Origin of the sequence: Pedobacter sp., from assembly GCF_035566355.1 — a bacterium.
Classification (GTDB): domain Bacteria; phylum Bacteroidota; class Bacteroidia; order Sphingobacteriales; family Sphingobacteriaceae; genus Pedobacter.
This window is the reverse complement of the sequence record NZ_DATMRL010000493.1, coordinates 1-12,348: the sequence shown is the minus strand read 5'-3', so window position 1 is coordinate 12,348 and position 12,348 is coordinate 1. Positions and strand designations below refer to the sequence as shown.

The window sequence follows — 12,348 nt, the reverse complement described above, 5'->3', positions numbered from 1 at the left end:
AATTTAATGAGCGTTTTAAGGAAGACCATCAGTTGAGGGTATATGGATTTTCGGAATTGAGGTATGCCGATCGCCAGTTTAAAAATTTTAACGGTTATGGCTATCAGTTCGACAAAGGCGGGGTCCCTTATTTAGATCCGAACTTTGTGAAAATGATTGTAGAAGGAAATTCCGATTATTTTGGAATGGAACGCCGGTATGACCGTTTTCTGGCCTACGGCTTAAATGCCGGATATACTTTCAAAGACAAGTACAATTTCGGGGGAACAGTGCGGTATGATGGTTCCAATTTAATGGGGAAAACCAGGACTGCGCGATGGTTGCCAACCTGGAACATTAGTGGATCATGGAATATAGATGGTGAGCCATTTTTCAAAAAGCAGACCTTGCTGAGCCGGGCGACTTTTAGGGCAAGTTATGGTTTAACGGCCAGCAGCGGTCCTGCTACCAATTCCAGTGTGGTGTTGTTAAATGCTGCGACAAGACGGCCATATTTAGGGGAGAGGGAATCTGCAATAGACATCATCAACCTGGAAAACTCTGAGCTGACCTGGGAAAAGCTATACAAGACCAATATTGGTTTTGATGTAGGGCTGGCAGACAATAAGTTCTCGCTGGCGATGGATTATTACAGTCACAAAAGTTACGACCTGATCGGTCTGATCCGCAATGGCGGTATCGGTGGTGAGGCTGTGAAACTGGCCAATTATGCAGATATGGATGCACACGGACTGGAGGTTACTTTAGGGGCCAAGGTGCTGGACCATAGTTTGGTCAAATGGAATACACAGCTGAACTTTGCTTTTAATAAATCCAGGATCACCAAGCTGAAAAACGAACCCAATATCTGGTCGCTGATCGGACCGGATGGCGGTGCAAAGGAAGGATACCCGCAACGGGGGCTATTCTCGCTGCAGTATGAAGGCTTAAATAAGACAAACGGAACACCACAATTTATCAATGAAGAGGGTGTGGTGTCAGATGCGGTATATCTGCAAAGTTTAAAGACAGCGCATTTGGTGTATGAAGGCTCTATTGACCCGAAATTAACGGGTGGTTTTTTCAACAACATCAGCTATAAGAATTTTAAGCTATCGGCATTAATTACGTTCAGTGCCGGCAATGTGATCCGTTTAAACCCGGCTTTTAAGAGCTCCTATTCTGAGCTGGATGCAGCTCCAGAGGAATTCGTCAGTCGCTGGGTCTTGTACGGAGACGCCGCTTCACCTTCTATTCCGGATAAGCGCGAAGAAGGCAGACTGGTCAATTCCTTTCCGTACAACAATTACAATTATTCTACCCAGCGTGTGGCCAAAGGCGATTTTATCCGGTTAAAGCAAGTGAACCTTTCTTACGATATACCAGCAAAGATTGCTTCCAGGCTTAACCTCAGCAACTGCTCTTTAAGCCTCGTGGCCAATAACCTGTGGCTGATGTATTCCGATAAAGCGCTGAACGGTCAGGATCCGGAGTTTTTCAGCTCAGGAGGGGTAGCCATGCCAATTCCTAAGCAATTTACCTTATCCCTAAAAGTAGGACTATAACGATATCACAATGATTAAACATACATTCATTAGCAAAACTATGCTGGGGGTAGCCAGTTTGCTGGTTTTTTCCAGCTGTAATAAATACCTGGACCAGGCGCCGGATATGCGGACAGAGCTCAATTCTCCGGAGAAGATAGGCGAACTACTGGCTACAGCTTATCCGCAGGCCAATTATATCACTTTCACGGAATCTATGTCGGATAATGTTTCAGATAAAGGTTCAGGTGCGGTAGATCCGGACAACAGTATGCCTTATTTCTTTAAGGACAACAAAAATACAGATGGGGATTCTCCTACAAATTATTGGAATGCTGCATATAAGGCCATCTCGGCTGCAAATCATGCATTAGAAATTATTGATAAACAGGAAGGTACTGAAGCGTACAAACCTTTTAAAGGAGAGGCTTTAGTAGCCAGGGCTTATGCACATTTTATGCTGGTGACTTTATTTTCAAAACCCTATTCCCTTCAAACATCAACTACAGATCCCGGAATTCCTTATGTAACCACTACTGAAAAGATTGTACTGGGCCATTATGAAAGGAAAACTGTTGCCTATGTCTATGATATGATCGAAAAAGACCTTAAGGAAGGGATGCCCCTGATTAACGACTCTAAATATAAGGTTCTAAAATACCATTTTACACGTTCGGCCGCCAGTGCATTTGCCGCCAGGTTTTATCTCTATAAAAAGGATTATAACAACTCGGTCAAATATGCGAGCACTGTATTCTCGAACGGCAGTTTTTCGGCCTACCTGAGACCTGTAAATAGCACGGAGTACATGAGCTATCAATACAATGAGCTGCAGGCACAGTATACCCGGGCGGTGAACCCCGCAAATATTTTACTGGTGGAAGCACCTACGGGATGGGGAAGAAGTTATGCCACCAACAGGTATGGTTTTACCTCAGAACTGATGAGTAAACTGACCACCAGTGCGAATGTAACCGGAGGAAGCTGGGCGTACAATATCTATGGCAATGAAAACAGCATCAATATCCCCAAATTCAGGGAGCATTTTGTTCGCCTGACTCTAAATGCCGAAAGTGGGATCCCTTATAATATGATCCCCATTTTTAGTGCTGAGGAAACGCTCTTTAACCGGGCAGAAGCCAATGCGATGCTGGGAAATTTTGATGCGTCAATTAACGACCTCAACGATTATATCGCCAGCAAATTTATTGTTAGTCCGAGTTTACCTTTTTACGATGAGAGCCTGCAGATCTCTATAGACAAGCTGATGGAATTTTATGATTCCCCTGACCGTACCCAGGTATTGATCAACTGCATTTTAGATTTTAAACGTGTCAATTTTCTCTTTGAGGGAGAGCGCTGGTTTGACATCATCAGACATGGATTGCCGGTACAGCATAAAAAATCAAATGGAGAGATCTTAACCTTGGGGCCTAAAGACCCGCAAAGGGTATTTCAGCTTCCGGAGGAAGTACAGAGCTCTGGCATTGAATTAAACCCAAGATAACGACCTAGAAAAGAAACCATGATAAAACCAATGTATACTTACATCCTGTTTGCTGCCCTGACCTTGGGTTTGCCGGGATGTAAAAAAGAAACAGCCTTGCCAACCACGCCGATTGTAGGTTTGGGCGGGGATACCTGGGTAAAGCGGCCCTTAGATTTCTGGATTGATAAGAATTATGTTGATCCCTATAATATAGAAGTGAAATATAAATGGGACCCTTATGAACTAAATTATGCCAAGAACCTGGTACCGGTACTGGAAAGCCAGGTTGAACCTGTGATGACGGCGGTAAGGGATATCTATATCAAACCTTATGAGCAGGTGGCAGGAAATAGCTTTATTAAAAAATATTCGCCAAAGCTGTTCCAGCTGGCCGGAAGTGCGGAGTACAATGAAAATGGGACCGTGGTGCTGGGACAGGCAGAGGGCGGAAGGAAAATCGTGCTGATGGTGATCAACCAGTTCGACAAAGCCAATGTAGCAGAAGTACAAAGGATGCTCCATACCATCCATCACGAATTTGCGCATATCCTGCACCAGATCCATGCGTATCCGGTAGAATGGAAAGGGTTAAATCCGGATAAGATCACTGCTGCCTGGTTCAATACTACGGATGAAGAAGCCAATACGCAGGGATTGGTTACGGCTTATGCGAAAGCTAGTCCGGATGAGGATTTTGTAGAAACGGTTGCTGTGCTTTTGGTTAACGGACAGGCGTATTTTGATGCCATTGTGAACAATCCTTATGTACCCCAGGCTTCTAAGAAAATCTTGAGACAAAAGGAATCCATCGTGGTGGATTTTTATCAGAAGGAATACAACATTGACTTTAGAAAATTACAGGAAGTGACAAAGCAGGCCATTTTAAACTCTACCAAATAATTACTTATTAAGATGAAAAGATTATTTTTTTATATCCTGCTGCTTCCATTACTTTTTTCATGTAAGAAGAATGAAATCGCAGATGAAATGCGCCCTGATTATAGATTGACAGAGGCGCTGACCAAATACAATAACCTTTTAAGCGGATCTGCAAATGGCTGGAAAGGGCATCTTTTTCCGGATGGAGGGGGAGGTTTTGGCTTTCTCTTCAATTTTAACGGAAAGAACCGTGTTGAGATGATGGCTGATATTAGCGAGTCGAGCGGAAAAACTCCATTTGAAAGCTCTTATCGTTTAAAAGCGACCACATTACCATCGCTTTATTTTGATACGTATTCTTATTTGCATTTATTAGCAGATCCTGATCCGCAGGTCAATGGCGGGACACCGGGATGGGGCTTGTATTCAGATTTTGAATTTTCAATCCTGGAAGCCAGTGCGGACACCATTAAATTAAAAGGAAATTTAAACGGAAGTATCTTGGTACTGGTGAAAGCCACAGCAGAAGAAGCTACGGCTTATAAAGCCGGGAATTTAAATGTGCTCAGACAATCTGTTACTAATTATTTGAACACAAATTCGTTCAATTACCTGCTGACAGATAAGAACAAAACCATTGGTTTCAGTGTGGACCTGGGCAGTAAGCAAGTGTTCCTGAGTTACGATAGTTCAGGTGTTTTGAAGCAGAACAGTGCCCCATTTGCCTTTTCCGGGATAAATGACCTTGTTTTAAAGAAAAAGATGAAGATTGAAAACCTGGAATTTGATAAGGTTCAGATTTCTGACGACAAGAAATCAATGGTGGTCATTAATGCAAACCAGAAGGTTCCTGTGAAGATCTCCACTACACCTTTGTTCAGCTTTAACCAGATGCTGGGTGTTCAGTTCACCAATGTGGTGCTCCCGTTTGAAGAAGATGTAACCGGGACGGGTGCGAACTACAATGATATAAGAAAAGCTGTTTTGGCGAGCGCAAGAGCCCAATTGGCCGAGGGAAGTACATTTCCTGAGCTGAGGCTGATCTTCAACAAAAAGGAAAAAATGATGATTGCCAATCTGATCATTGCACAAGGAGCAGAGTTTTTCCAGGCGGTATATTCATTTTATTATACGCAAAGAGGGGAGGCCTATACATTTGAATATGCTGGCGGGCTCAATCAGAATGCGACCTATTTGGAAAAGAGCTTTGAGCCATTTACCAAAGCCATGACTACAGGAAGTTTCAAATTCGATTATGAAAATGGAAGGCCACAGTTGATGGGTTCAGGTATCAGTTCAGCAAGACCAGACTTTAAGTTTATTGGTTATTTACGTTAAAATAAAAGGCATGAAAGCAAAAAATATTTGGATCATTATCTTTTTAGGGAGCATTTTGTTTGGCTCTTGTAAAAAGGAAAGTAAAGATGCTTATGAGGTGGAGAAGGTCTTCCCCACGTCAGAGGAGGCATTTAACGATTTTAAGAAATCGCTGGTAGATGGCCAGTCGATATGGAAAGGTACGCTGACACCAAAATCAGGTAAGGTTTATAGTCTGTACATCAAACTGAACGATAAAGGAGAGGTGAGCATGCTTGCCGATTTAGATCCGCAGAGCGGGACTACGGCTAAAACATCCAGGTTTTCTTTAAGATCAGAAAAAACAAATCCGGTGATTGGTTTTTCAGAGGGAAGTTATCTGGACTCCATTTATGTGAGAAAAGGGCGGGAGGTCATCTCTGCAGATACCAGCTATTCCTTTAGTTATAAAAAAGCAGATACCATTATGCTCGTTGGAAACCGATATGGAGATGAACTGAAATTGGTATATGCAACTGTTCAGGAGCGGAACGATTATAATGCAGGGGAACTCGGACAATCGTTATACGCTGTGAGCTGGTTTTTCTCTAAAAAACCATTTTATTCGGTGATCACGGCGAGTGGATATGGCGTTCAGTTTGCCATTAACCAATTTAGCCGTTCGGTGATTGCCAGTTATGTGGATAACGACAAAGTAGAAACAACTTCTGTAGATTTTGCTTACGGGATTAACCGTATTCAGTTTAAAAGGCCTATAAAACTGGGCACCAATTGGGTGTACGAAATGTTTTTTGACCCGGTCAAAGAGGTCTTTTACATCAAGGATGGTGCACAGAAGATTTCATTTGTAGGCTCTAATATGCCTGTGATCCCATTGCACCAGTTTTTAGGGAATGGTTTTCCGTCGGTTCTGTCGATACCTTCTCCATATTATGTAACGGAACTGCCCGGGTGGTCGGATTACTTTTATTCCATCTGGACCAATGCTACATCGGAATTGAATTACAGTCCGTATCAGGGTTTTTTACTGGTGGTAGATTTTGATTTCTCGACCAAGACCAAGGTTTTGAACCTGAACTTATATTTTGATATTGGTTCACAACTCTATACCGCTACTTTTCCGTATTCGTATACCAAAACAACGGATGGTACCTATAAATTTACCGCATTGCCTTTAAATAAAAACATTGAGGTCCAGGCCAACGCCGCCTTGATCCAGCCTTATGTAGAAAGTATTTTATGGGCGGTGTCAAATAACCGTTATAAATTAGATTACTATGATACACCTAATGGTTTACTGGGTCAGTTTATCAGTCAGGATAACCCGGATATCTATTTTACCGGTATGATTGGGAGCCTGGTGAATTAGAGATTTTATTTAGAATGGTGGGGGAGTTGTTCCTTCACCATTTTAAATAAATAATGATGATCAGTTTGGTGATATCGCCCATATGTTTGCGGAAATAACGTACAGAAGAGCTCATTTGGTTGCGTACGGTGTGCACGGAGAGGTTCAGCTGATCTGCGATCTCCGCGTAAGTTAAATTTTCGTTCCGGCTTAAATGAAAGATCTTCCGTCTTTGTTCCGGCATTTCATTTAAGAAATCAGCGTATTGTTTTTCCAGTTCTTTAAATTCCAGATTGCTGTCGGCGGGAGGGACAGCATTTTGAAGGCTGTCTTCGAATACCTCTAAAGAATGGGTAATGATCTTGGCTTTTCTCCAGTAATTATAAACGGCATTTTTAATGGACTTGAAAAGATAGGGCAGCAATTCGTTTTCCAGAGCCAAATCTCCTTTTTTTTGCCATAAGCGCAGCATCACATCCATAGCGATTTCTTTAGCTACGTCTTCGTCTTGAATTAAACCATATCCGAAATTGTACAGGCGCTTAAAATAGCGGTCAAACAAAGTATTAAATGCTCTTTCATCGTTCAACTTGCATTGGTTTAAAAGTTCCTGATCAGATAAAAGATTTAATGATTTATTCATGCTGTCTTATTTGTATAGCTATTTTTTTTGACTATATCCTGTATGTTCAAACTTACAAATATATTGCTATTTTACAATGACTTACTACAATCTAATCTTAGAATATAATAAGGTGACTGATAGAAAACAGCTGACTGACTTGGTGAACTGCTTTTGTATAACGTACTATTCGTATATATACGATATATTCGTATTATGGAAAAGTTAACTATACAGGAAGAAGAAGCGATGCAGGCTGTGTGGCAATTTGGGGCGGGATTTATTAAAGATTTTATGGGGCTTCTACAGAATCCAAAACCTCCCTATACTACATTAGCTTCTACCATTAAAAATTTGGAAAAGAAAGGCTTTTTGAAGAGTGAGAAGATGGCTAATGCTTATCGATACAGTGCCAAGGTGAAGGAAACCGATTTTAAGAAAATATTTATGTGCGGATTTGTAAATGATTATTTTCAGAATTCTTACAAAGAACTGGTTGTTTTTTTTGCAAAAAACAAGAAGATCAGCGTAGAGGAGTTGAAAGAGATCATCAATTTGATGGAGCATCCTAAAAGTTGAGGTCATAATCTCCCTTAATTTAACATTAGGCTAATATTGCTTCTTTAACTTTGTTGGAAATACTAAAACCGGCATGTATCCTGAACTTACAGATGAAGCGTTAACAAATCTTTTGAAATCAGATGATCCACTGGCTTTAGAAACTCTTTTTGATCGTTATTACAAAACGCTCTGCCAGTTTTGTGCAGTATATACAAAGGATTATACTGTTGCAGAAGAAATTATAGCAGATATTTTTATCAAATTGTGGGACAACAGGAAAGAAAGTGACATTCTTAAAATTAAAAATTACCTGTTTGTATCTGCCAGAAACCAGTCTGTCAATTATAGAGAAAAGAAAAAGGATCCCGTAGATCTGGTAGAGAATTTCGATTTGGAACAGCATCTGTTTACAGATAAGGAAACACCCTTTCGCATCCTCTCGGGCAGGGAATCTTATCAAAGAATCTTGTTGACTATTGATCAGCTACCCCTTCGGCAACGGGAAGTATTGTTGATGAGCAGGTTTGAGCATTTTGATAAACAGAAAATTGCTGAGATTCTCGGGATTTCAGTTAGAACAGTAGAAACTACGCTCTATCAATCCATTAAGCAACTTCGGGAGCTGTTGAAAAACTCTAGTTATTTTAATTCTGGCAGTTAACGATTTGTTAACCTAAGCTTAATCTGTTTGGCTACGTATCGGTGCTGCAAAATCTGTCTTTATGGGTAGAGACAGATGAAATGGAAGAACAGAGTTACCGCCTAATTGTAGAATATTTTGAAAAGACCATCAGTGATGAAGGTTTGACCCAGTTGCAGGAATGGATAGAGGGAAGTCCCGAGCATTTGGAACAGTTTAGTGAAACCATAGAAATTCTGGAGGCATCCCGGGTTTATTTTAGAAACCGCGACAATGCTGTTCAAACCTGGGCCAGGGTACAGGCACATATTGATCAGGAAGAAAAGCCCGTAATCCTTGCAAAAGGAAAGATCCGCTGGCTGGCTTATGCTGCTGTGGCGCTGCTGGTGAGTACTTTTAGTTTGGTCTTTTACTTTCATAAAACAACCGTGCCTGTTGATTACGCAGAACTCAGTAATCCCAATGGTCAGCATTCCAGGATTCTTTTACCAGACAGTTCGGTGGTGTATTTGAGTGGTGGCAGCAAAATCCGCTATGAAAAGACGTTTCTTGGAGCAAAACGTATGGTCTATCTGGACGGAGAGGCTTTTTTTGATGTCGTACACCAGTCTAGAAGACCATTTGAGGTGAAAAGCGGAGAAATTACCACTGTTGTACTGGGTACTTCTTTTAATGTAAAAGCATATGCTTCAGAAAATAAAGTCGATGTAACCGTTCGAACCGGTAAAGTTGGAGTAATGGCCTCAATAGCTGGAAAGACCCAGTTGGTGAGGTATCTTCTTCCGGATGAGCAACTTAAGATTAATACAGATAATGGTTTGTATACTTTTAACAAAGCTGATGCCGCCGAAGTAAGCGGATGGATCAACAATCATTTTGTTTTTTATAATACGCCTTTAAAGGAGATCGCCGTATCGCTGGAACACCGTTACGGTGTAAAAATAGAGTTTACAGATCCAGACTTAGGGGAGAACAGATTTACAGCTAAATTTAAAAATCTTCCATTAAAACAAGTTATGGAAGATCTTATGACACTCTCTGGTTTATCTTTTACGCAAAAGGATAATCATATTTTTATTTCCAATAACGATCAAAAAGGAGGAAAGATTATGAAATAGAATTTACTCTAACGATACTATAAGTAGCCCGGGAGTTGCTGGTAACAACCCCAGGCTGTAAGTTGATTTAAACTCATTTAGGAATAAGTATAAAATTAAGTAAATATATGAAAAATATATGGTTTCTGACCATACTGGTGCTTTTACAGCTGTCTTTTAGCAGCCTTAGAACACAGGCTCAAATTACGAATAAGAAGATCACTTTTGAGGCAGAAGGGATTATGCTTAAAAACGCTTTTCAACAGGTGGAAAAGTTGAGTGGAGTATCCATTAATTACAACAACACACAGTTAAATGATAAACGGATGATTTCGGGTATTGCCAAAGCAGAACGGTCTGTTCAGGAAATCTTAAATCTGCTGCTGAGAGGTACCGTTTTCACCTTTAAGTCTTCCGGCGATGGAAACATCCTGATTGTACCCAGACCCCAGGAAAAGGGTAAGGTGATGGGGAAGGTATTAGATGATCAGGGAGAGCCGCTCCCGGGGGCCTCTGTTAGGATTGTAAAAGCTAATGTTTCTGCACAGTGTCAAAATGATGGTTCTTATATTTTGAATGTTGTACCGGGTATATATACGGTAGAAATCAGCTTTATTTCTTTCGAAACCTTAAAAAAGGAAAATATAATTGTTCAGGCCAATAGTGCTACGACACTTAATGTGAAACTAAAAACAGTACCAAATGCATTGAACGAAGTAGTGGTAACAGCGTTGGGGATAAAAAGAGAGGAGAAATCTCTTGGGTATGCAGTTAGTACCGTTCGGGGAGAACAGTTAACCGGTGCCATATCGAACAACTGGACAGATGCTTTATCAGGTAAAGTTGCAGGACTAAATTTAGTGAGATCAAATAGTGGCCCTACGGGTTCTAATAAGATTATCCTGCGGGGCGAGAATAATTTAACAGGTGATAACGAAGCCCTGATTGTGGTAGATGGTGTAGTGATTAGCCAGGGAAGTGGCCGGCGGACTGCCAACGGTGGTGAGTCTGCTTACGGAACCAGCAGCGATATGATGCCTGCAGATTACGGAAGTGGAATTAACGACATCAATCCGGAAGACATTGAAAGTGTAAGTGTATTGAAAGGACCTGGAGCCTCTGCCTTGTATGGTCAAAGAGGTGCAAATGGTGCCATCTTGATCACTACTAAATCCGGAAGTGCGAAGAAGAAGGGTATTGGAATTACCATCAACTCTAATGTGGCCTTTGAAGAACCAAACCGCTGGCCGGATCTTCAATACGAATACGGACAGGGTACTGCGGGGTCTAACTATTATTCTTATGGCAACAGTGTTGACGGTGCCAGTACCAGCGGTACAAGTTCTGCCTATGGTCCTAAATTTGACGGGCAGAGTTTTTTTCAACTGGATCCGCTGACACAGACACAAGGTGCAACACGCACACCATGGGTACCCTATAAAAATCAGATCAGAAAATTTTTTGATGTAGGACAGACCTATACCAATTCTGTGAGTATAGATGGTGGCTCGGATAAAACAACTGCGCGTTTTTCTGCTACCAATGTGAATAACAAATGGATCATACCAAATACAGGCTATCAAAGAAACAGCGTGGCCTTATCTGTAAATTCAAAGATTAGTGATAAACTCACCATCAGCTCTAAAATCAATTATAATAACAAATCAAGCGATAATTTGCCTGGCGCGGGTTACGGAAATCAATCCATTATGTATTGGTTTATTTTCTGGCAACCCAATGCAGATATCAACTGGTTAAGAAACTATTGGAAAAGCGGACAAGAGAATAAGGTGATTTTTTACCCCTACAGTTCGTATCCCGAAAATCCTTACGCTGTTTCATACGAGTTTATTAATAAATCCAGCAGAAACTCCTTTACGGGAAATGTTCAGGCAGCTTATGATATTACTAAGGAACTTAATCTGCAACTCCGTACCTCTATGGATTTTGGTTATGAGCAAAGGGCTCAGCAACGTCCATATGATGCGGGAACGAAATACCCCAAAGGATCTTACCGGACGCAGAATATTTTCTCACAGGAAGTAAGTGGTGATTTTCTATTGAAATACCACAAAAAACTAAACCGGGACTTTACAATAACAGCGACAGGGGGTGGAAGTATGTTGAGAAATAACTACAATAAGGATGAAGTTCGTGCAGATTCTCTCGTGTATGCCGGATCTTACAAAATGTCCAATAGTGCAGGGCCATTAGTTACTTTACCTTATAAGGCTACCTATGCATTGAATAGTTTTTATGGATTACTATCCACAAGTTTCAGAGACTATCTTTATATGGATATTACTGCCCGTAAGGATTATGCGAGTACATTAGCTACCGCCGAAAGAACCGATAATGCGGGATTTTTTTATCCTTCGTTAAGTTTGAGTTTCCTGCCTTCAGAACTGTTTAAACTTCCCCGTCAAATTGATTATGCAAAACTAAGGGCATCAGTAGCCAGTGTGGGGAGTGGGGGGATTGATCCTTATCAGACTATATTTAATTATGTTTCGGCAGGAAGTGTATATTCTGGAGGTTTGCAAAACCCGGGGCTTCTTACGAATCCTAACCTTAGGCCACTCCGAACCACAACTTTTGAAGTTGGGGCTGAAATGAAATTTTTCAAAAGCCGCTTAGGTTTTGACCTTGCTTTATATAGTGGAAACACCAAAGATCAGATTCTTAAAAGAATCATTGACAGATCTTCGGGCTTTTCACAGGCTGTGATCAATGCTGGAAAAGTAAGTAATAAAGGCCTGGAATTGGCTTTGAATGGTGTGCCTGTACGTCTTAGAAATGGCTTTGAATGGTCAGTGAATATGACTTTTTCTGCCAATAAAAATACTATAAAGGCGTTGGCAGATAGTGCTGT

At 41.1% G+C, this 12,348-nt stretch carries 9 protein-coding genes and 1 pseudogene; 9 read left to right on the top strand and 1 reads right to left on the bottom strand.

Translation table 11 applies throughout. From position 1 onward, the window contains the following. The 5 genes and pseudogenes from VNZ46_RS19255 to VNZ46_RS19235 all read left to right on the top strand — a co-directional run. Positions 1–1,544: pseudogene (locus VNZ46_RS19255) on the top strand (SusC/RagA family protein); the annotation flags it as partial. Between the two features lie 10 nt (positions 1,545–1,554). Continuing rightward, positions 1,555–3,030: a RagB/SusD family nutrient uptake outer membrane protein gene (locus VNZ46_RS19250; protein WP_325561662.1), complete on the top strand. Its 1,476-nt coding sequence runs from the start codon at positions 1,555–1,557 to the stop codon at positions 3,028–3,030. Positions 3,031–3,048: 18 nt separating this feature from the next. Continuing rightward, complete coding sequence (locus VNZ46_RS19245) at positions 3,049–3,912, top strand: putative zinc-binding metallopeptidase (RefSeq protein WP_325561660.1); 864 nt, start codon at positions 3,049–3,051, stop codon at positions 3,910–3,912. Positions 3,913–3,924: 12 nt separating this feature from the next. Beyond that, positions 3,925–5,229, top strand: coding sequence for a DUF4302 domain-containing protein (locus VNZ46_RS19240; protein WP_325561658.1), 1,305 nt, complete (start codon positions 3,925–3,927; stop codon positions 5,227–5,229). Between the two features lie 10 nt (positions 5,230–5,239). Next, positions 5,240–6,577, top strand: a complete 1,338-nt coding sequence (locus VNZ46_RS19235; RefSeq protein WP_325561656.1) for a DUF4302 domain-containing protein — start codon at positions 5,240–5,242, stop codon at positions 6,575–6,577. Between the two features lie 34 nt (positions 6,578–6,611). Here VNZ46_RS19235 and VNZ46_RS19230 read toward each other — a convergent pair whose 3' ends face one another. After that, positions 6,612–7,199 (bottom strand): RNA polymerase sigma-70 factor, encoded by a 588-nt coding sequence (locus VNZ46_RS19230; protein ID WP_325561654.1) that lies wholly within the window; start codon positions 7,197–7,199, stop codon positions 6,612–6,614. Positions 7,200–7,394: 195 nt separating this feature from the next. Here VNZ46_RS19230 and VNZ46_RS19225 point away from each other — a divergent pair, with 195 nt between their 5' ends. From VNZ46_RS19225 to VNZ46_RS19210, 4 genes are all read left to right on the top strand, one after another. Continuing rightward, positions 7,395–7,757 carry a BlaI/MecI/CopY family transcriptional regulator gene (locus VNZ46_RS19225; RefSeq protein WP_325561652.1) on the top strand — a complete coding sequence of 121 codons (363 nt, stop codon included), beginning with the start codon at positions 7,395–7,397 and terminating at the stop codon, positions 7,755–7,757. A 73-nt stretch (positions 7,758–7,830) separates the two neighbouring features. Continuing rightward, a complete protein-coding gene (locus tag VNZ46_RS19220) occupies positions 7,831–8,400 on the top strand; it encodes an RNA polymerase sigma factor (protein ID WP_325561650.1) in 570 nt (189 codons plus the stop codon). Positions 8,401–8,480: 80 nt separating this feature from the next. Further along, complete coding sequence (locus VNZ46_RS19215) at positions 8,481–9,497, top strand: FecR family protein (protein ID WP_325561648.1); 1,017 nt, start codon at positions 8,481–8,483, stop codon at positions 9,495–9,497. Between the two features lie 107 nt (positions 9,498–9,604). After that, positions 9,605–12,348, top strand: a 2,744-nt coding sequence (locus VNZ46_RS19210) for a SusC/RagA family TonB-linked outer membrane protein (protein WP_325561646.1), incomplete at its 3' end; no start/stop codon positions are given.